At 66.0% G+C, this 20,371-nt stretch carries 17 protein-coding genes; 11 read left to right on the forward strand and 6 right to left on the reverse strand.

Annotated features, from left to right (window positions below; all coding sequences use genetic code 11):
• Positions 1–227 precede the first annotated feature (227 nt).
• The 7 genes from OIE68_RS30505 (at position 228) to OIE68_RS30535 (ending at position 7,808) form a co-directional block, all read left to right on the forward strand.
• Complete coding sequence (locus tag OIE68_RS30505) at positions 228–1,196, forward strand: EamA family transporter (RefSeq protein ID WP_327094464.1); 969 nt, start codon at positions 228–230, stop codon at positions 1,194–1,196.
• A 532-nt stretch (positions 1,197–1,728) separates the two neighbouring features.
• A complete protein-coding gene (locus OIE68_RS30510; protein ID WP_327094465.1) occupies positions 1,729–3,468 on the forward strand; it encodes a hydroxysqualene dehydroxylase in 1,740 nt (579 codons plus the stop codon).
• Between the two features lie 66 nt (positions 3,469–3,534).
• Positions 3,535–4,176, forward strand: coding sequence for a pyridoxamine 5'-phosphate oxidase family protein (locus tag OIE68_RS30515; protein ID WP_327094466.1), 642 nt, complete (start codon positions 3,535–3,537; stop codon positions 4,174–4,176).
• A 72-nt stretch (positions 4,177–4,248) separates the two neighbouring features.
• Entirely contained in the window at positions 4,249–5,484 is a 1,236-nt protein-coding gene (locus tag OIE68_RS30520) for a Mur ligase family protein (RefSeq protein WP_327094467.1), read from the forward strand.
• A gap of 23 nt (positions 5,485–5,507) precedes the next feature.
• Positions 5,508–6,245, forward strand: coding sequence for a type 1 glutamine amidotransferase (locus tag OIE68_RS30525; protein WP_040686005.1), 738 nt, complete (start codon positions 5,508–5,510; stop codon positions 6,243–6,245).
• Positions 6,246–6,478: 233 nt separating this feature from the next.
• Positions 6,479–7,336, forward strand: a complete 858-nt coding sequence (locus OIE68_RS30530) for a DUF2637 domain-containing protein (protein WP_327094468.1) — start codon at positions 6,479–6,481, stop codon at positions 7,334–7,336.
• 46 nt (positions 7,337–7,382) lie between these two features.
• Entirely contained in the window at positions 7,383–7,808 is a 426-nt protein-coding gene (locus OIE68_RS30535) for a hypothetical protein (protein ID WP_040686009.1), read from the forward strand.
• Between the two features lie 39 nt (positions 7,809–7,847).
• Here OIE68_RS30535 and OIE68_RS30540 read toward each other — a convergent pair whose 3' ends face one another.
• The 4 genes from OIE68_RS30540 to OIE68_RS30555 form a co-directional block, all read right to left on the reverse strand.
• Entirely contained in the window at positions 7,848–8,984 is a 1,137-nt protein-coding gene (locus OIE68_RS30540; RefSeq protein WP_327094469.1) for a zinc-binding metallopeptidase family protein, read from the reverse strand.
• Between the two features lie 4 nt (positions 8,985–8,988).
• Positions 8,989–9,903, reverse strand: coding sequence for a transglutaminase family protein (locus tag OIE68_RS30545; RefSeq protein ID WP_327094470.1), 915 nt, complete (start codon positions 9,901–9,903; stop codon positions 8,989–8,991).
• Positions 9,900–13,103, reverse strand: coding sequence for a circularly permuted type 2 ATP-grasp protein (locus OIE68_RS30550; RefSeq protein ID WP_327101870.1), 3,204 nt, complete (start codon positions 13,101–13,103; stop codon positions 9,900–9,902). Before OIE68_RS30550 ends, OIE68_RS30545 begins: the two co-directional genes overlap by 4 nt.
• A gap of 69 nt (positions 13,104–13,172) precedes the next feature.
• A complete protein-coding gene (locus OIE68_RS30555) occupies positions 13,173–16,802 on the reverse strand; it encodes a transglutaminase family protein (protein ID WP_327094471.1) in 3,630 nt (1,209 codons plus the stop codon).
• A gap of 231 nt (positions 16,803–17,033) precedes the next feature.
• On the opposite strand from OIE68_RS30555, the gene OIE68_RS30560 reads away from it, so the two are divergent.
• Positions 17,034–17,267: a hypothetical protein gene (locus OIE68_RS30560; RefSeq protein WP_327094472.1), complete on the forward strand. Its 234-nt coding sequence runs from the start codon at positions 17,034–17,036 to the stop codon at positions 17,265–17,267.
• Here the strand turns inward: OIE68_RS30560 and OIE68_RS30565 are convergent.
• Positions 17,245–17,856, reverse strand: coding sequence for a hypothetical protein (locus tag OIE68_RS30565; RefSeq protein ID WP_327094473.1), 612 nt, complete (start codon positions 17,854–17,856; stop codon positions 17,245–17,247). The genes OIE68_RS30560 and OIE68_RS30565 overlap by 23 nt on opposite strands.
• A 176-nt stretch (positions 17,857–18,032) precedes the next feature.
• Here OIE68_RS30565 and OIE68_RS30570 point away from each other — a divergent pair, with 176 nt between their 5' ends.
• The 3 genes from OIE68_RS30570 to OIE68_RS30580 are packed head-to-tail and all read left to right on the forward strand — an operon-like array spanning position 18,033 to position 19,674.
• Positions 18,033–18,365, forward strand: coding sequence for a YbaB/EbfC family nucleoid-associated protein (locus tag OIE68_RS30570; protein WP_083897589.1), 333 nt, complete (start codon positions 18,033–18,035; stop codon positions 18,363–18,365).
• A 13-nt stretch (positions 18,366–18,378) separates the two neighbouring features.
• Positions 18,379–18,987: a recombination mediator RecR gene (gene recR, locus OIE68_RS30575; protein ID WP_040685989.1), complete on the forward strand. Its 609-nt coding sequence runs from the start codon at positions 18,379–18,381 to the stop codon at positions 18,985–18,987.
• 36 nt (positions 18,988–19,023) lie between these two features.
• On the forward strand, positions 19,024–19,674 hold the full coding sequence (locus tag OIE68_RS30580; RefSeq protein ID WP_327094474.1) for a LysE family translocator: 651 nt from the start codon (positions 19,024–19,026) through the stop codon (positions 19,672–19,674).
• A 3-nt stretch (positions 19,675–19,677) separates the two neighbouring features.
• Here the strand turns inward: OIE68_RS30580 and OIE68_RS30585 are convergent, their stop codons facing one another.
• Positions 19,678–20,322 carry a hypothetical protein gene (locus tag OIE68_RS30585; RefSeq protein ID WP_040685987.1) on the reverse strand — a complete coding sequence of 215 codons (645 nt, stop codon included), beginning with the start codon at positions 20,320–20,322 and terminating at the stop codon, positions 19,678–19,680.
• Between the last annotated feature and the right edge of the window lie 49 nt (positions 20,323–20,371).

Raw genomic sequence — 20,371 nt, forward strand, 5'->3', positions numbered from 1 at the left:
GCCGGCATTCCCGCACCGCCCGATCGCGCACCCGCCGCATGTGCCGACACGGACACTGTGACCTGAGCCATCGCAGCGACTGCCCCGCGTTCGCCCGTGTTGCGGACCGATCGCGCGGTGTCGGGAGTCGGGGAGATATGACTGCCAGAAACCATTAAGTGATGCTACATCGATAGTGCATATTTATTCGATTGTTCTTATTGGTTTCATTACCGACGATAAGGAACGTGACCAATCGTGACCGCTTGCTCGGGCTTACCGTTGTCCTGCTCTGGGGGCTGAACTTCATTGCTATTCGGGTGGGGCTGGACCACTTTCCGCCGTTCTTCTTCGCTGCGCTGCGGTTCGCGGTGATCGCCGTTCCCGTGCTGGTGCTCGTGCCGCGGCCGAAGGTGCCGCTGCGGTGGTTGCTGCTGTATGGGATCGGGTTCGGGATTCTGCAATTCGCCTTTCTGTTCAGCGCGATGCGCGCGGGCATGCCGACCGGGCTGTCCTCGCTGGTGCTGCAATCCTCCGCGCCGTTCACGGTTGTCCTCGGTGCGCTGTTCCTCCGGGAGCGGTTGCGGGCGACGCAGTTGCTCGGCATCGGCGTCGCCGTGGCGGGCATTGTGGTGATCGGGCTCGATCGCGCACAGCATGCGGCGCTGTTGCCGGTGCTGCTGACGCTGGCGGGCGGTCTCGGGTGGGCCTTCGGCAATATCGGCTCGCGTTTGGCCACGGCATCCGGCGAGGCCAACCCACTGCATCTGACGCTGTGGATGACGGTTGTGCCGCCGATCCCGATGTTCGCGCTGTCCGCACTCATCGAAGGGCCGACGACCGGCCTGCATGCCTTGACCGATGTCACCTCCCCCGGCGGCTGGCACGCGCTGCTGGGCCTCGCCTACATCGTCGCGCTCGGCACCATCGCGGGCTCGGGCCTGTGGACCTACCTGATGAGCCGTTACCCGGCCAGCACGGTCGCCCCCATGTCCCTACTCGTCCCAGTGGTCGGCATCCTCGCTGCTTGGGCGGCCTTCGGCGAGGACCCGACGCCGCTGTCGCTGCTCGGCGGAGCGATCGTGATCGCGGGTGCGTTCGGGGCGACGAAGGCGGGTCGTCGCGATGCGAATGCCACAGCGGTGCAACCGGTTTCGACCCCTACTCCGGTGTCTGAGCCGACCCTCGGCAGGCAACCCCGCTTGGTGGAAGCCTGAGCCGACAGCTATGCGATTGCCGCAACGGTGGAACCGGTTTCGACTATGCCCCGGTGCCGGAGCCGTTTCTCGGCAGGCAACCCTGGTTCGTACAGCCCAGAGCCATCGCGCGGGTCCATTTCCGTCTCGCCAACACAGCCTGCGATAGACATCCCAGCCCAGCCGCACACGATTTACCTGCCCCCTTCCGCCAACACCGCCACAACTACGCCCTGACCTGCGAAGTTTGCGTACGACCCCGGTTCCGGAAACCAACTCGGCCCGGTCACACCGCCCGGTAATGTCTGCCCCGCTGTATTCGTGACCTGGTCGAATGCGAGGCCGACCAGGACCGGGCGGCGGCGTCAGGGGTGGGTCGGCTCACCCGCCAGCGGTCGCTTTACAGTGTATTCGGCGTGGAACTGGGTCCGGAGGCTTGAACGTTGTCGAGAAACTTGTCGGTGCTCATCCGCGAGGTAGCTCCCGCATCGGAAACGATGCCCCGGACCTCCAAGCGGTGATAGATCAGCAATTGACGCTGTCGCGAAGAGCAATGCTTCGCGGCACCGTCGCAGCGGCGGTAGCAACGGCGGGGGTGCTGACGGCCGGTGGGCTGAGACCGGTGCCTGCCGCCGGCAGTCCCGGCGGCAGGCAGGTCGCGGTCCTCGGCGGTGGGGTCGCGGGATTGACCGCGGCACATGAATTGGCCGAGCGTGGGTTCCAGGTCACCGTATTCGAGAGACGTGCGCTCGGGGGCAAGGCGCGCAGCATTCCGGTGCCGGGCAGCGGGTCGGGCGGACGGCCGGACCTGCCCGGTGAGCACGGCTTCCGCTTCTTTCCCGGCTTCTATCAACATATTCCGGACACCATGCGACGAATTCCGTTCGCGGGCAATCCGAATGGCGTTTGGAATAATCTGATCGGCGTGCCAGAGGCACGTTTCGCCCGCCGCGGCGGCGATGATTTCCGACTTCCCTTGGGCCCCAAGGCCCGCACGAATTTCACCCCGGACGCATTCCGCGAAACCATGGGTGCGGCGATTGCGACGGCCTTGAAAATGCCCGCCGATGAAGGCGCCTACTTCGCCGAGCGCCTGCTGGTATTCAACTCCAGCTGCGATGCCCGGCGGTTAGGGCAGTGGGAACACACCTCATGGCGCGATTTCGTCGGCGGCCACCAGCGCTCTCACGAATTCCGCGCCCTGCTCTCGCGCACGCTGACCAGCATCATGGTCGCCGCGAAGGAGGATGTCGCCAGCGTCCGCACCATCGGCACCATGGGCGAACAGTTCCTGGGCAACCCCTTCGAAATCGGCAATGACGGCGCACTGGACCGGGTGCTGAACGGGCCGACCAACTCGGTGTGGATCGATCCATGGGTGCAGCGACTGCGCGACCTCGGCGTGCAATTCGCGCTCGGGGCCGAGGTACGCGGACTCGAGGTGCGCGATCGGCGGATCGCCTCGGCCCGCATCGTCGATGAAAACGGCGCACAGCGCAGCATCGACGCCGACTATTTCGTGGTCGCGCTGTCCGCCGAACAGGCCCGCGCGCTCTGGTCGCCCGACGTGCTCGAGGTGCGCCCGGAACTGGCCGCGATGGATCGCCTCTTCGTCGACTGGATGAACGGAATCCAGTTCTATCTGCGCAGGCCGATGGATATTTCACATGGCCACACCGCCTATATCGATGCCCCGTGGTCGCTCACCTCGATCACCCAGAATCAGCTGTGGGCGCGCAAAATCACCGAATTCGGCGACGGCACTGTGCAGGACTGTCTTTCGGTCGATATCTCCGACTGGAACTCCCCCGGCATGCTCTACGGCAAGCCCGCCAAGGAGTGCACGCACGAGGAGATCGCGCGCGAGGTATGGGCGCAGCTGCGGGCGCATCTGAACGACCGCGACGACCTGTTGCGCGATGCCGATCTGCATTCCTGGTTCCTCGATCCGGGCATCAGCTGGCAGGAATCCCAGCGGCGCAATGCCAATGCGGATCCGCTGCTGATCAATACCGCCGGGTCATGGGAGTGCCGACCGGAGGCCCACGGCGCGCTCGAAAACCTGTTCCTGGCAGGCGATTACGTGCGCACAAATGTCGATCTGGCAACCATGGAGGGCGCCAACGAATCCGCGCGCGACACGGTCAATGCCATTCTCGACGTTTCGGGTTCGAATGCCGAACGCTGCCGCAAGTACACGCTCTACCGTGCCACCGAACTGGACCCGCTGCGCCGCATCGATGCCGACCGCTACGCCGCGGGCCAGCCCAACCTGTTCGATGTGCGACTGTGATCGATCTCCCCTCGCGGGAACATAATTCGATCGTCCGCGACCCCGCGCCGGTGCTTTGATCGAAGTATGGGCGAGATCAGCGACACCAATGAGATCACCGATCCGACCGAGCTGCGGCAGTTGCTCGGGGAGGTCATGCCACGAGCCGCGACGAAGGAGCGCGTCGCACTGCATCCCCGTGACCGCGACTGGATCGCGGCCACCCCGTTCATTGCCCTGAGTACCAGCGATGCCGACGGCAATTGCGATACCTCACCGAAGGGTGATCCGGCCGGTTTCGTGAAGGTGCTCGACGACACCACCATCGCCATTCCGGAACGGCCGGGGAATCGCAGGGCCGACGGCTACCTGAATATCCTCAGCAATCCGCACGTCGGGCTCCTGTTCATGATTCCGGGCCGCCGCGAGACGCTGCGCATCAACGGCCGGGCGCGGCTGGTTCGCGATGCACCGTATTTCGACGACATGTTGGTCAAGGGCCATCGGCCGATCCTGGCGATCGAGGTCGAGATCGAGCAGATCTTCTTCCACTGCGCCAAGGCGTTCATCCGCAGTCACCTGTGGGAGCCGGAGCAGTGGCCGGTCGACAATCTGCCCAGTCCCGCCCGGCTCGTCAAAGAGGTCCAGACCAATGTAACGGAGTCGGTGGAGGAACTGGAGCACTACTACTCGCCGGAAAATTACAACGCCAAGCTGTACCGGGAGTGAGTACGGTCACTGCGGCCGAGGGGAGCGGGCCGCAGCGAATGCGCCGCCGAGCAGAACACATAGACTCGCGGCGTGGCAGACATAACGGTGCGCGGGCGACTCGCGCTGCGGGCGGCGGCGGCAGCGTCGTGGGCCTCGCAGAAGGCGGGCCGCGGCAAGGGGTCGATGATCGGCGGGCTGATCGCCCTGCAGATCGATAAGACGATCATGGATCAGCTGGGCCGCGGGCGGCGCACCGTGCTGGTGACCGGCACCAATGGCAAGTCGACCACCACCAGGATGACGACCGCCGCACTGAGCACCATCGGCAAGGTCGCCACGCAGGCCGATGGCGCGAATATGGACGCGGGCATCGTGGCCGCGCTGAGCGCGCACCGCGGGACGCCGCTGGCCGCGATCGAGGTGGATGAACTGCATCTGCCGCACGTCACCGATTCGCTGAATCCGTCCGTGGTCGTCCTGCTGAATCTCAGCCGCGATCAGCTGGATCGGGTCGGCGAGATCAACATGATCGAGCGCAAACTGCGCGCCGGACTGGCACGGCATCCGCAGACCGTGGTGATCGCCAACTGCGACGACGTGTTGGTGACCTCCATCGCCTACGACCACCCGAATGTGGTGTGGGTCGGGGCGGGCAGCGGTTGGTCGATGGATGCGACGAGTTGTCCGCGCAGCGGTGAGCCGATCGCCTGGGAGGGTGCGCATTGGCGCAGCACCGGCACGGATTTCGAACGGCCCGAACCGAATTGGTGGCTGGACGGCGATGAGCTCATCGGACCCGACGGTGTCCGGCTGCCGCTGAAATTGGCGCTGCCCGGACGGGCCAATAAGGGCAATGCCGCGCAGGCGGTCGCCGCAGCGGTCGCACTCGGTGCGGATCCGGCGGCGGCGGCGGCCGCCGCGGGTACGGTGCGCGAGATCGCGGGTCGCTATCGGACGGTGCAGGTCGGCGAGCACGCCGCCCGGCTGCTGCTGGCGAAGAATCCGGCGGGCTGGCAGGAGGCGCTGTCGATGATCGAGCCCGATTCGGCCGGTCTGGTGATCGCGGTGAATGGGCAGGTACCCGATGGCGAGGATCTGTCCTGGCTGTGGGATGTGCGGTTCGAGCATTTCGAGGGCGTCCAGGTGGTGGCCGCCGGTGAGCGCGCCACCGATCTCGCGGTGCGCCTGACCTATGCCGGAGTCGAACACACTATGGTGCCGGATCCGTTGCGCGCCATCGCATCCTGTCCGGCGGGACGGGTCGAGGTGCTGGCCAACTACACCGCGTTCCGCGATCTCAACCGCGATCTGGAGGAGCAGAACTGATGACAGCATCGCGTAACGATTCAATGAGCGGTGGTGGCCGGGTGACGGGCGGGCGCGAGTCAACCGTGCGAATCGGGCTGGTACTGCCCGATGTAATGGGCACCTACGGCGACGGCGGCAATGCACTGGTACTGCGGCAACGACTGCGCATGCGCGGCCATGACGCGGAGATCGTCGAAATCACCCTGTCCGACCCGGTTCCCGAGTCGCTCGACATCTATACCCTTGGCGGAGCGGAGGATTCGGCGCAGCGCCTGGCCACCCGGCATCTGCAGCGCTATCCCGGCCTGCAGCAGGCCGCCGCGAAAGGCGCTCCGGTACTTGCCATCTGCGCGGCCATCCAGGTGCTCGGGCACTGGTACGAGACGTCCACCGGCGAGCGCGTCGACGGCGTCGGCCTCATCGATGTCACCACCTCCCCGCAGGCCAAGCGCGCCATCGGCGAGGTGACGACCACCCCGCTGCTCCCCGGCCTCACCGCCGCCCTCACCGGCTTCGAAAACCACCGTGGTGGAACCAAACTCGGCGGTGACGCCACCGGGCTCGCGCATGTCACCCGCGGCGTCGGCAACGGTGTCGGCGACGGCCTCGAGGGCGTTGTCCAGGGCTCCACCATCGGCACCTACATGCACGGACCCGCCCTGGCCCGCAATCCCGAACTCGCCGACCTGCTCCTGTCCCGCGTCCTCGGCGTGGACGAACTCCCACCCCTGCACCTCCCCGAGGTCGACCAACTCCGCCGCGAGCGCCTGCGCGCCTGATCGCCTATCCGAGGCTGGTCGCAGCTGATCAGCAGGCGCGCGGCGATGCCGACATCGGCTATCGCGGGTCGGTCGCGCGGTGCGCGAAAGGGGCAACGCGACGCGCTTTTCCCTTGCGCCTCGGCGGAATAGCGGGTGATTCACGATACGCTCCCGCTATGGCGACGATCACACCAACGAGATCGGATCGGTTCGAAGAGCAGTCGGCACCACCAAATCATCAGCGGTCCCTAGTGAGCCGCCTACGGGCGTGGCGGCCGCGGCCGTTGCATGCTTCGGCGATCGTCACCGGCGTCGTCGCACTCACGTCATTCGAAATGTCGTTCGACGCATTGCACGACCTGGCGGTGCGAAACCTGGTGGCACCCCCGCTCGCCGCGAATGTGCCGATCGCCATCGATGGCCTGGTCGTCGGTTCGATCATCGCCACCGCCACCTTCCGGAGAGGAAGTTCGGGCTGGTGGTACGCCACGGCATTATTCGTCTTCTGGACCCTGGTATCGGTGGCCGGAAATATCGAGTACGCGCGCGAAATCGGGGGTAGCCCCGTGTCTTTGGCACTGTACGCGGGCATGCCGATGACGATGCTGTTCGCGGTGCATCTCACCCTGATGCTGTTCGGGCGACGACGCGAGCATGCACGCACCACGAATCACGTCCCAGTGCCGCAGCAGAATCAAGCCCCGGCATCGCATGACGATCACGCCTCAGCACCGCAGGACGATCACGTCCCAGCATCGCAGGACGATCACGTTCCCGCATCGCAGGACGATCACGCCCCAGCACCGCAACAGGATCGCGCCCCAGCGCCGCAAGAGGATTGGGTTTCAGCAGAACAGGACGATTGGGACCTGGCAGCGCTGGAAGAGGACTGGGACTCGGCAGCGGAGGAGGATCGGAACTCGGCACCGCCGCCCGAGCGTGTCGTGCCGACACGGATTCCCGCGATCCTGGAGAATACCGATCCGCTGCTCGTCGCTCCGAAAGCAGTGCTGCCCAACGCACTGCCCAGGACCGGTGCCACGCCGCGGATCACCCCGACGTTCGTGACCACCGGTCCGAACGGCCAGACAAAGATCAACCCTTTCTGACCCGAAACTGCTTCAGCCACAATCGGACACTTCGATGGAGTAAATGATGGCTATTACCGTTTGGCAAGACCAGGGCATAGATCAATTCCGGGAGGTCGCGGGCCGGCTCGCGTCGGTGATCCAGAGCGGCCTCGACCGATCGGGCGCGCTGAACCAGTTCGCCGAATCGGTCGGCAACGGGGAAGCATTCATCGAGCTGATGATCGAATACTCGTCCCGCTGGTTCACCGAAACCGGCGGACGCTCGACCTTGATCGGGCCGGAGTTGTTCTGGCTGCTGTCGGAGCCCAGCCCGCGCCGGGTATCCGGCACCGGCCTGCGAGCCCAGGAATCTTATCTGGATACCGAATTGACGGCCGGACAGCGCGCCCGGATTCTGTTGCTCATCTGCGTATACGAGGCGCTGGCACAAAACCAATGGGGACCGGAAGGCATCGCGGAACACATGATCGCGACCAACGGCGTCGGCTGAGCACACAGCGCTGACCGCGCGCCCCCAGGGTGCGCGCGGTCAGCGCGGGTCTGGGGTGGTGCAGAGGTCGTGCACCAGGCGCATTTTTTCGAGCACCGGGTCGGGCAGGACGAAGGGATAGAGGTCGTCGTGACCCATTGAGCGGTTGACCATATTGAGCGACCAGGCGAGGGGAAGCCAGAGGTCGATAATGCGGTCGAACCCGGCGCGGCCGACTTGGGGACGGTCGAGGGTCGCGCCGGCGGGGGCGAAGCCGAAGGCGGCGGCGGTGTCGAGGGTGTCGCGGATGTGCAGGTAGTGCGCGAAGGTTTCGGCCCAGTCCTCGGCGGCGTGCATGGTGGCGTAGGAGGAGACAAAGTCGGTTTCCCAGCCCGCGGGGGCGCCCTCGGAGTAGCGGCGGTCCAGCGCCGCTTGGTAATCGGCGTCCGGATCACCGAACAGGTTCCGGAAGCGTTGCGCGGCATTGTCATCGGCGACGAGCACCGAGAAGTAGTAGTGGCCGATTTCGTGGCGGAAATGGCCGAGCAGGGTGCGGTACGGCTCATCCATCTCGATGCGCAATTGTTCGCGATGCGGGTCGTTGGCCTCGGCCAGATCCACGGTGATCACACCGTTCTTGTGGCCGGTGACGACCCGGTCGGTGGCGCTGGAGAGCAGGTCGAAGGCCAGGCCGGTTTGCGGGTTCCGGTCGCGGCCGACGATCGGCAGGCCGAGTTCGACCAGTTCCATGAGCAGTCGGCGCTTGGCGGCCTCGGCCTCGGCGAAGGCCTGCAGGCCCGCGGCGTCGAGATCGTTGGGGCGGGTGCGGGTCAGGCGGCAGGATTCGCAAAGTCGCGGTCCCGCATTGCCATCCGCGGGCGACGCCGAAACCGTGATCTGCCAGGCATCCTCCGACGTACCCGTGGGAGGCGGCACGATCGCACCGGCCGATACCGCGGTGCCCGGCACCGGCACCAACCAATTGCATTCCGCCACATGCAAGTTGTCGCAGAGCCGGAACCGGTAGCGATCGACGACGCCCTTCGACCGATCCACCGCCGCATCGCCCGGCGGATCGCCGAGCACCACCAGCGCGCGATCGGTGAGACTGAAACCCAGTGGGCTGGAACAGGACAGGCACACCGAATTCTCGAAGGCCAACTGTTGTCCGCAGTTCGGACAGGTGAAATCGCGCATATCGCTACACCTCTACCGGCGCCACGTCGACGGATACGGTGATCGTGCTCTCCTTGGCGTCGGTGTAGATGATGCCACGCAGCGGGGGTACATCGGCGTAATCGCGACCCCAAGCGACAGTCACGTACCGTTCGTCGGCGAATTGGTCGTTGGTGGGGTCGAAGCCGATCCAGTGACCGGTCCGGTCGTGTGCGGTATCGCCGGGGACCCATACCGCGGACCAGGCGTGGGTCGCGTCCGCACCGACCATGCGCTCCTTACCCGGCGGCGGATCGGTTGCCAGATAACCGGATACATAGTGAGAGGCCAGTCCGTGTGAGCGCAGGCAGGCCGCGCCGATCCTGGCGAAGTCCTGGCAGACGCCCGCGCGTGCGGCGAAGACGTCGGCGACCTTGGTGGATACCGTCGTCGAGCCGGATTTGTAGATGAAGTCGTCGTGGATGCGGGTGTTGAGTTCGGTCACCGCTTCCAGCAGCGGCCTGCCGGGTGTCAAGGATTCGGCGGCATATGCGGTGACCTCGGGGGTGATCTCGGGTGGATGCAGGTCGAGGGTGAATTCCACCGCCAGTGGGCCATTGGTGGTAGACGGACGGGCCTGCTCCCATGGTTTGCCGGTCGCACTCACCGCAGTCGCATCGGGTGTATCGACCTCGACCACGGATTCCCCGGTTACCACGAGCTTCGTATGTTCCGCCGTGACATGGAAATACGAGGTGGTATTGCCGTACACGTCGGTGCCGATCGAGCGGTCCGATGGCGTCGGATCGATATGGATCTCATGCGAGAGCAGGCGCTGTCCGGGAAACTCCCGCGGCGTGAGATAGACGCGCCCATAGGAGCTGGTGACCTCGTCGGAATATTTGTAGGTGGTGCGATGCTCGACCCGATAGCACCGGGCGGCGGCGTTGCGCGCGATCATCCAACGACCCTCGTGCTACCCCACAGCGGCTGGATGCCGACCGGCAGCGCCAGTTTCGTGGTCTCGAACGATTCGGCTATCTTGCGCAACCGCAAGTGCACGCCCTCCAGCAACTCGGCCAGTTCGGTACGTCGGCCCTCGGCATCGGTGATATCCAGATCGGCTGGATCCACCCGGCGCAGCATGCGCTGGGCATCGGCCAGCAGTCGTTGCGGGCGTGAGGATCCCGAAGCACCAGGCAGCGCCTGGAAGTCGGCATCGAGCTGATCCAGCTGATAGGCCAGCGACCGCGGATTCCCGGCATCGAAAAGCAGCAGTCCGGCCACCGCCGATACCCGCACCGAATCCCGGTGCCGCCGACGGTAACTCACCGACGATTCGGTCGCCTTCAGCACCGTTTCGGTGACCACCCGCTCGGCTTCCGGCGGATAGACCGTCGTCAGTGCGGCCCCGAGCAATGCGGTCAACGACAGCCCCCGTTCGATGCGCTTGCCGATATCCATGACGTACCAACCGGTATCGCGCACCAGCGATTCGGCACCGATACCGGACAGCGAAAGCAGCGCCGCCAACGACAGCGAATGCACCGCTGACAACGCCGATTCCTGATCGTCACCGGTGAACCGATATTCCACCAGTGTCCGATCCACCGCACCCAGAATCATCCAGGTATCCGCCGACAGCCGATCGCGCACCGCCCGCGCCGCCGACCCGTACCGATTGATCGCAAACGCCATCGACCCCGGCATATCCCGATCAACAGTCAACGCCACCAAATAGTCATGCCCCTCCCGCCCCACCCCAGGCTCCATCGTCCGCGCGGTAATCGCCGCAACCGGCTTCGAGGGGTCAATGGAGCCCGATGCCGCTCCCGTGGCACTCGCCCCTTGCCCGACCGATTGCGACTGCGACGATGCCGGCTCATCGGAGCCCGAAGCCGCTCCCCTGGCACCTGGTCCTCGCCCGGGCGACTGCGACTGCTTTTGCGATCCGGGCGGTTGCGATCCGGCCGAACCTGATGCGACTGCACGCGGACCGGACCCTGCCGAAGATGGCGGCTGCGCGCTGGAAGTCGCATCCGACCGGGGCTCGCCGGAACCAGACGGCGCCCCCGCCGACTGAGGCCCCTGGCCAACCGCCTGCGACGCAGGCGGTTCCGCTCCGGCCGGACCCGATGACGCTGCCGCACGCGGACCGGGTCCTGCCGCCTGCGACTGCGTTTGCGATCGCGAAGCTGACGAGCGCGGCTCCGCCCCAGTCGATCCCGGCTCGGTGGCAGCGCCGCTCGCCCCAGTCGCACTCGGCTCAGCGGCCACCTTCTCCACTACCTCGACACCATGTACACCATCAGGCAGCACACTGAGTGGAGCCAGCGTTCCGGTGGTACGGGCCAGTGCGGCCATGAGCGCGGGCAGCGCGTCGGCGCCTTGCAGCCATGGGCGGTAGCGGTAGTCCTGATAGCACTCGTGCGTTGCGATGAGCAGCCGCACAACGGCTTCGGCGCGTTCGCTATAGCGGCCCATCCAGAAGAGGTCGTTGAGTACGCGGGGGGAGCTGACCGGTTCGATTGTCGGGGCGCGGCGTTCGCGTTCCTCCTGGGCGGGTTCGGTGCTGACGGCAGCGACGGCGGCCGGGGCGGCGCGGACCCAAATGTCTTTGGCGGCAACCTTTATGACTACTCGCTCGGGTTGCAGGCGTTGACGTAGTTGGCCGAGGCCGCCTTCCATTGCGGTATAGCCGCCGCGTCGGGCGAGCGAGAACAACCGCATACCGACCGGTGCCGAGGCGAGTCCGCCGTAACCCTGCACCGCGGGCGCGACCGAGAACTGTGCGGGCTCCTGCCCGACCCACTGCCAGCCGCTGTCCTCGATCCGAGTGGCGAGTTCCGCGCGTTCCGCATTGGACAGTTCCGGACCGAACAGCGTCGCACCGTCGACCGCCGAACAAATGATCAGCCGATCCAGATTCGCGATCAGATGCGACCGTTCGCTGTCATTGCCACCCCAATACGTCGGCGCACTCTCGAGCGCCAACTCCTCTCCGAGCAGCGCCCGCGAGATCCGCGGCAGGAATCCGGCCAGCGCAGGATTCTCCAGCAGCCCGCTGCCGATCGTATTCACCACGGTCACCGCGCCGCGCCGCAGTACCTCCACCAGCCCGACCACTCCGAGCCGCGAATCCGGCCGCAGATCAAGCGGATCGGAGAATTCGGCGTCCACCCGGCGCAGCACCACATCGACCCGCTTCAACATGCCGAGCGAACGCATCCACAGCGCACCGTCACGCACCACCAGATCCGCACTCTCCACCAGCGGAAAACCCAGCGTCGAGGCGAGATAGGCCTGGTCGAAAGCGGTTTCGGAATGCACACCGGGACTGAGCACTACGACGACCGGATCATCGTCATCGGCCATCGGCGCGGATTCGATCAACATCAACCGCATTGCCCGCGCGAACGGCGTGAGCGGACGCGGATTGGAATGTTCGAAGGCCTCGGGAATCGCCGTCGAGACCACCCGCCGATCCGCCAGCGCGTACCCCGCACCGGATGGCGCCTGGGCCCAGTCGGCGATCACGCGGAACTGTCCGTCGCTCCACCGGCTGAGATCGCAGGCGTGCAGGAATAATTGATGTCGCCCGGGAATCGTGATGCCGTGCGCGGCCCGCACATATCCGCGATTGCCGAACACCACCTCCGGCGGCAGCAGACCGGTGGTGATGGTGCGGCGCGCGCCGTAGATATCGGTGAGCACCTCGTCGAGCACCCGCGAGCGCTGCACCAGCCCGGCTTCCAGCCGGGTCCAGTCGTCGGCGGAGATCAGCAGCGGAATCGGATCCAGCCGCCAGGCAGTCGGCATGGGCGGTTCGCCCGCCGCGCCCACCTCGGTGTAGTAGATGCCGTCGTCATCGATGAGCCTGCGCACCCGGCTGTCCAGCCGCCCGAGCCCGGTCGTGCCCAATTCCACGAAATCGGCGGACAGCTCCGACCACATGCGCCGCACACCACCCGCGGGATCGACCAGCTCGTCGTAATACCCGCCCATCGGCCGACCGCATTCGTCGTAGCCCGCGGTATCCGCGCCCTCGGCGCGATATCTGGCGAACTGTTCCGCGACCTGCTCGCGGATACTCAGCCGCCCGGCATTCAGCGGCGTCGTCTCGGGTTCCCGAGCACCCGAGCCTCGCGCTTCGTCGCGCATAGTCACCGCGCCGACCTCGCTTCCCCTGCCAGACGTTGTCTGGAGCGCGGACGTATGTCCGCCCCTCGCTTACCGATCGCCGACCAGTCCCCACACCGTGCGCGCCCGGCGCAGATCGAGGATGCCCGGCGCGCCGATGTCGATGGACTGTGCTGCCATTTTCGCACGTAGTTCCCCCGGATCGACCCGGGAAGTGGTGTGGCCGGCCGCCTCGAACCGCCGGTTGCGGCGCGATTGCGCGGCCACCGCATTGACCGGCGGCTCCGCATAGGCCATGCCACCGGGATGTGCGACACGATAGGTGCAGCCGCCGCGGGACAACCCGGTCTCGGCATCGATCAGATCGAATACGAGCGGCACGTCGACAGTGATGGTCGGATGCAGCGAATTGGGCGGCTGCCATGCGCGATAGCGCACTCCGGCCACCTGCACATCGACCTTGTCGGTGGCGAGCACCGGCACCGGCATCCCATTGCAGGTCACCACGAAGCGGTCGCGGTCCGCACCGACCACCCGGACCTGCAACCGCTCCACCGAGGAGTCGACATAGCGGGCGGTGCCGCTCGCCACGGTCTGCTCGCCGAGGGTATTCCACGGCTCGATCGCACCGCGCAGCTCGAGTTCGACATCGCCGAGCACCACGGTCCCGATGCGCGGGAAGCGGAATTCGGTGAACGGGTCGAGCCAGCTGGTGTCGAATTCGATGGCGTGCGCGCGCAGGTCGTCGGCCACCTCGGCGATATCGGTCATGAGGAAATGCGGCAGCAGATAGCGGCCGTGCAAATTCGCGCCGTGCCGAATCAGTTTGGCCTGCAACGGTTCCGTCCAGAACCGTGCGACCAGGCCGCGCACCAGCAGCGACTGCACCATGGCCATCTGGAAATGCGGCGGCATCTCAAAACCGCGCAGCTCCACCAATCCCAGTCGGCCCCTTGCCGTTTCCGGACTGTAGAGCTTATCGATGCAGAATTCGGCGCGGTGGGTATTGCCGGTGAGGTCGGTGAGCAGATGACGCAGCGCGCGATCGATATGCCACGGCGCGTCCGAATCCCTACTCAGCCGAGCGATTTCGGCGAAGGCGATCTCCAATTCGTACAGCGCGTCCTCGCGGCCCTCGTCCACCCGAGGCGCCTGCGAGGTCGGACCGACGAAGCGACCGGCGAACAGATACGAGAGCGCCGGATGCCGCTGCCAGTAGGTCAGCATCGACACCAGCAGATCCGGACGGCGCAGCAGCGGTGAGCGCGCGGGTGTCACGCCGCCCAGCGTGATGTGATTGCCGCCGCCGGTGCCGCTGTGCGTCCCGTCGACATCGAAGGATTCGGTGCCGAGCCGAGCCAGTCCGGCCTGCTCGTAGAGCGTCGAAAGCAGTTCGGCCTGTTCGCCGAAGGAGGCGGTCGGCTGCACATTGACCTCGATCACGCCGGGATCCGGTGTCACCGAGAGGGTGCGCAGTCCGGCATCGACGGGCGGGGCGTAGCCCTCGAGCACCACCGGCTGATCCACCGCCACCGCGGCTGCCTCGACACGCTGGATCAGCTCGAGGAAGTCGTCGAGTTCTTCCAGCGGTGGCAGGAAGACGTGCAGTCTGCCATTGCGGACCTCGCCGACGAGTGCGGTGGTCGGCTCCCAATCCGGGTCCTCCACCACGGCGGATGGTTCGGTCCGCGGGAACTCCATCGGCCCGGTGAACAGCGGATCACTGTCTGGGCGCGGATGCGGCGGCGGCTGCCACGAGACAACATCCAGCGGCAAGCGCAGACCGGCCGGAGAATCGCCCTCCGACAATACGATTCGCCCCTCGGGCTGATCAGCCGACTTGCCGCGCCGCATCCGCCAGTCGGCACTCGCCCACCCGGCACCGTCCGCGCGGCGATACAGCGAAAGCAGATAGGCGGCGGGCGCGGTCACGACCGTGTCGAGCCGCGCCAACAGTTCCTTGCGCGCTTGCGCCGAATCCCGTTCCAGATCATCGGCAGGTTCTACCGGATCCCCTTCCGGCGCACGGACACTGCCCGCCAGCCGGGCCAGCGGGTCCTCGTAGGCCGGACGCACTTGGGTGTCCGGCAGACCGAGACTTGCCGCGATATGTGCGATCAGTGCCCGGGCCGACTCCGGATCGGCGAGCCTCGGCCAGCGGGTGCGCCGGACCGACGAGCCGTCGGGAGTCGCTGCGCCATTGCCGATCGACGCGGATCCGCCCGGAACATCCGAATGGGGTTGCGCCCCAGACGAACGCTCCACGCCACCGACCGAATAATGCTCCAGCACTGCGAGTTTCCCGACACCTGGCCCGAATCCCATCGCTGACCCCGGCACCGTCCCATCGGACGAGGTCGACTGCGGCCGTGCCATATCTCCCGAGTGCTCAGCCAGCGGCTCCACACTGACAGCCTCCCCCGCCGGCACCGAGGCAACCATCTTCGGTGGCGTCCACGGATCAGCAAGCAGATCCTGACGCGTCCAGACGGGTTCACCATCGGCACGCCACACGACCGCAACCTCCCAGCGCGGCAACGGTTCTCCCGGATACCACTTACCTTGCCGATACTGCACCAACCCGGTCGGCGCATAGATGCGACGCAACCGATCGGCGAGATCGACGGCGCGTTCGCGTTTGCGCGCCCCGTCCGCCTCGGTCGTCCATTCCGGGCTGGTCTGATCGTCGATCGATACGAACGTCGGCTCGCCACCGATGGTCAGCCCGACATCCGCCATGCGCTCGTCGACCGCCGCACCCGCGGCCGTGATCCGCGCCCACTGGGATGCGGTGTAGGGCAATGTGGTTCGCGGGTCCTCATGCACCCGCCGCACGGTATTGGCGAAATCCATGGTCGTCTCGGTCCGCCCGGTCGCGCCGGTGATCGGCGCCGACGAGGTCGGATGCGGTGTCGCGGCCAGCGGTATATGCCCCTCGCCCGCGAACAGGCCGGCGGTCGGATCGAGGCCGACCCACCCCGCACCGGGCAGGAACACCTCGGTCCAGGCATGCAGATCGGTGAAATCGGCGGACGGTCCCGACGGCCCGTCGAGTGCGGGCACGTCCTGAGCCAGCTGCACCAGATACCCGGACACGAACCGCGCCGCCAGCCCGAATCCCCGCAGGATCGACACCAGCAACCACGCCGAATCGCGGCAGGACCCGATCGCGCTGCGCAGGGTGTGGTCCGGCGATTGCACACCGGGCTCCATCCGAATCGTGTACCCGACGTCATCGCGCAGCGCCTGATTGACCGCGACCAGGAAATCGATAGTGCTCGGCCGATCGGTGGGCGTATACGCGCGCACCCATTCGCGAACCAGCGCACCTGGTCCCGAACCCGGCTCGGATTCATCGATCGGACGCAGATACGGATCCAGATCCGCGACCAACTCCGGGCTGTAGGCGAACGGAAAGTGCTCGGCGTAATCCTCGATGAAGAAGTCGAACGGGTTGAGCACCTCGAGATCGGCGATCAACCCGATGGTGATGGACAACTCCCGCGCCGGATTCGGAAAGACCAGCCGGGCAAGGAAATTCCCGAACGCGTCCTGCTGCCAGTTGCAGAAGTGATCGCCCGGGGTGACCCGCATCGAGTACGCCTCGATCTTGGTCCGTGAATGCGGCGCAGGCCGCAATCGCACCACATGGGGATGGATCTCCACCGACCGGTCGAAGGTGTAGGTGGTCCGGTGTTCGAGAGACACCTTGATGCCCATGCAGCAAGTTCATCACAACACCCCGGCCAGCTGTGTTCGAATTGCGGTGTTCCCGGGGCCCTCCGCGGTACGCGAGCTACCGCCTCCGAGCCCCGTCGCTCACACCGCGTGCGCAGCATGAACAGTCGGTTTCCGGACAGCCGTCGTCGCACGACACGCGACGGATCTCCCACTACCTGTCCGGGGCGGGTGCTATGACCGATTCACGAACCGATCTCGTCTGGAGGCCATATGCGCGCGCCGACGTGTCCGTCCTGCGAATCCGCCATCGACCACTGCCACGGCACCCTCATCGTCCACGTCGGCCGCACCGCCGAATGCACCGATGCCGACTGCATCGACCTCGCCCACGCACTGCACGCCTTCGTCGTCGACTGCGGTGACATTGCCGGGGGCTGCGCATGCACGACACCGGATGTCACCCGCACCTCTGAGACCGGCCCTAGTAGGTCAGCGCGAAGGTGAGCAGCAAGGTGGTCTGGAAGTAGCCGCGCCACCAGGAATAGCCGAACCAGACATTGGGCGTGACCTCGCGGATCTCGTCGTAGACCTGCGGGGTCGGTGACGGGGCGTAGTTCAACGCCCAGGTCGGCCCGCCATCCGTGATCGCGGGTGCGGTGTAGACGTCGGCCTGCCATGCCTCTAGGCCCGCGGGTGTCACCCGGTTCACCAGAAAGCCGCCGTCGGGGCCGGTGTAAAAGTTCTTACCGATCCACAAGGCCGGGGCCACCGCCTCCATGATGGGCGGCCTGGTCACCCAGCCGTTCGTAACTCCCCTCGGCACCTCGCCGCGCGGGGCATCGCGGAAGATCGCGTCCTGCTGTTCGGCCGAGCAGCGCAAGCGCAGCGAATCGATGGTCGCGGCCGGATTGTCGGGATAGAGGACGCACCCGCCGCCATAGTCCAACGCCGCGTCGACGACCTCGGAGTCGATCACCTCGGGGTCGACAATGCCGGAGTCGGCGGTGGCGGGACCGGCGGCCCCGAGGAACAGACTGGGAAATCCCAGCGTGAGCACCACGGTGCCCATGAAAAAAACTCGGTTTGCGCGCATTGCTGTCTCCAGAACTAACCACACCCGGACCCCGACCCTGCGACGATCGTATGACGCTGGCCTCGCTGACATCTGGTTCACAATCGAACTGTTATCTGGCGGCTCGGGGCTGCGGACACGGCTGTTGCCGCGCCCACTAGGCTGAACGACGACACTTTCCGCAGAGAGGACAAGCCGTGCAGCCCGGTGGTCAGTTCGATATGCAGCAATTACTCGCCCAGGCGCAGCAGATGCAGCAGGCGGTGATGCAGGCCCAGGCCGAGATCGCGGCGACCGAAGTGGAGGGTCAGGCCGGTGGCGGCCTGGTCCAGGTCACCATCAAGGCGACCGGTGAGGTCGTCGCGTTGAGCATCGATCCGAAGATCGTCGACCCGGACGATGTCGAGGGGCTGCAGGATCTGGTGATCGGCGCGGTCAACGACGCCATGTCCAACGCGCAGCAGCTGGCTGCCGAGCGGCTCGGTCCGCTGGCCGGCGGCGGGTCGCTGCCGGGTCTGCCCGACTTCTGATCCGGGGACGTCTTTGTACGAGGGCCCGGTCCAGGATCTGATCGACGAGTTGGGCAAGTTGCCCGGCGTCGGTCCGAAAAGCGCGCAGCGCATCGCATTTCATCTGCTCCAGGTCGAGCCGCCCGATATCGACCGGCTGCAGGCCGCTTTGCAGAAGGTGCGCGACGGCGTGCAATTCTGCATTGTCTGCGGCACGGTCTCGGATAACGAAATGTGCCGCATCTGTTCGGATCCGCGCCGCGACCGCACCATGATCTGCGTGGTCGAGGAGCCGAAGGATGTGCAGGCTATCGAGCGCACTCGCGAATTCCGCGGCCGCTATCACGTGCTCGGTGGCGCGCTCGATCCGCTCAGCGGCATCGGACCGGATCAGCTGCGCATTCGAGAGTTGTTGGCGCGCATCGGCAATCAGGAGGACGGCGTCGATGTCAGCGAGGTGATCATCGCGACAGACCCGAATACCGAGGGCGAGGCGACGGCCACCTACCTGGTGCGGATGCTGCGCGATTTTCCGGGTTTGTCGGTGACGCGTCTGGCATCCGGTCTGCCGATGGGCGGCGATCTCGAATTCGCCGACGAACTCACCCTCGGCCGTGCGCTATCAGGTAGGCGGGCACTATAGCTTGCGTTCGGTCGGGCACGGGTTACTGTGTCGGGGATGAGCATCGAGTTCTTGCTGACCACGCTCGTCATCGTCGCCACACCCGGCACCGGCGTGCTGTTCACGCTGGCGGCCGGACTTTCCCGAGGGACGAAGGCCAGCGTGATCGCGGCCTTCGGCTGCACGCTCGGCATCATTCCGCACATGATCGCGGCCGTCACCGGACTGGCCGCACTGCTCAACGCGAGTGCCGTCGCGTTCCAGACGCTGAAGTATCTCGGTGTCGCCTACCTGCTGTACATGGCGTGGAATACGTTCCGGGACAAGGGCGCACTGGCCGTGCCGGAGCCGGAGGCCGGAACTCCTTCCGCCCGACAGGTGATCACCTCGGCGGTGCTGCTCAATATCCTCAACCCGAAGCTGACGATCTTCTTCTTCGCCTTCCTGCCCCAGTTCGTGCCGACCCTTTCGAGCGACCCGCAAGCGATCGCTAGCGATACTGATGCGCCGAATGCGTTGGCGCGCATGCTCGAACTGAGCGGGCTCTTCATGCTCGCCACATTCGTGGTCTTCGCGATCTACGGTGCCTGCGCGGCCGCCGTGCGCAACCAGGTGATTTCCCGGCCCGCCGTGGTCACCTGGATGCGCCGGGTGTTCGGGGCCTCGTTCATTGCCCTGGCCGGTCGGCTGGCGGCACAGAATCAGTAAGCGTCAGACGGTGATTCGACTCCAGGGCAGGGCCTGCAGCCGGGTGCGGTTGTCGATCGCCCAGTCCCAGATCAGGTCCGCGACGGTCTGCGGGTCGGTGACGGTGATGCCGAAGTGCTGGTCCGGGGCGCCATCTCGGTATTCGAGGGTGAATGTTCCGGACTTGTCGCGGTAGGTCTGGATGTAGACCTGCTCGTCACGCTCGACGACCAGATACGGATTCGGCGGCGCCAGCTCGGAAATCCACTGGTCGGCAAGGGCTTTCGTCAAATAGGGGAATTCGCCCGCGCCACCGTGGGTGACCAGCGCGGGCACATGTCCGGCCGGATCCATCAGCCAGGCCAGCTGCGGATCGTAGACGGCGTAGTTCAACGGTGTCGCTATCTCGAACAGCAAATGCCGGACGAATCCGATCGCGTCGTACGGGCACGGTACGTGCAGTACCGCACCGGTCGCCGCGCCGCCGACCGGAACCGTGCTCAGGAATCCGTCCTGCTCTGGTAGTTCAGCATTGCGCCTGTTCAGCTCCGCCGCCATCGCCGCGACCGGTTCCGTCTCGGGTCGCCCCTGCTGGGTAGCGAGATACGCGTCGACCTGCGCGATCGTCATCGCGACACCGGACGGCAACAAGACGTGGTCGTAGCTCACCAGAACAGCGTACGGGGGAGTAGGAAGTGGACAGTTACTCACCATGCGC

The organism is Nocardia vinacea (genome assembly GCF_035920345.1).
Taxonomy (GTDB): domain Bacteria; phylum Actinomycetota; class Actinomycetes; order Mycobacteriales; family Mycobacteriaceae; genus Nocardia; species Nocardia vinacea_A.

Excerpts from the sequence above, each read along its gene's own strand:
- OIE68_RS30515 (WP_327094466.1), top strand. The coding sequence starts at position 3,535 with ATGGGCGAGATCAGCGACACCAATGAGATCACCGATCCGACCGAGCTG.
- OIE68_RS30555 (WP_327094471.1), bottom strand. The coding sequence starts at position 16,802 with ATGGGCATCAAGGTGTCTCTCGAACACCGGACCACCTACACCTTCGAC.
- OIE68_RS30580 (WP_327094474.1), top strand. The coding sequence starts at position 19,024 with ATGAGCATCGAGTTCTTGCTGACCACGCTCGTCATCGTCGCCACACCC.
- OIE68_RS30565 (WP_327094473.1), bottom strand. The coding sequence starts at position 17,856 with ATGCGCGCAAACCGAGTTTTTTTCATGGGCACCGTGGTGCTCACGCTG.
- OIE68_RS30540 (WP_327094469.1), bottom strand. The coding sequence starts at position 8,984 with ATGCGCGATTTCACCTGTCCGAACTGCGGACAACAGTTGGCCTTCGAG.
- OIE68_RS30525 (WP_040686005.1), top strand. The coding sequence starts at position 5,508 with ATGAGCGGTGGTGGCCGGGTGACGGGCGGGCGCGAGTCAACCGTGCGA.
- OIE68_RS30550 (WP_327101870.1), bottom strand. The coding sequence starts at position 13,103 with ATGCGCGACGAAGCGCGAGGCTCGGGTGCTCGGGAACCCGAGACGACG.
- OIE68_RS30545 (WP_327094470.1), bottom strand. The coding sequence starts at position 9,903 with ATGATCGCGCGCAACGCCGCCGCCCGGTGCTATCGGGTCGAGCATCGC.
- OIE68_RS30535 (WP_040686009.1), top strand. The coding sequence starts at position 7,383 with ATGGCTATTACCGTTTGGCAAGACCAGGGCATAGATCAATTCCGGGAG.
- OIE68_RS30560 (WP_327094472.1), top strand. The coding sequence starts at position 17,034 with ATGCGCGCGCCGACGTGTCCGTCCTGCGAATCCGCCATCGACCACTGC.
- OIE68_RS30510 (WP_327094465.1), top strand. The coding sequence starts at position 1,729 with ATGCTTCGCGGCACCGTCGCAGCGGCGGTAGCAACGGCGGGGGTGCTG.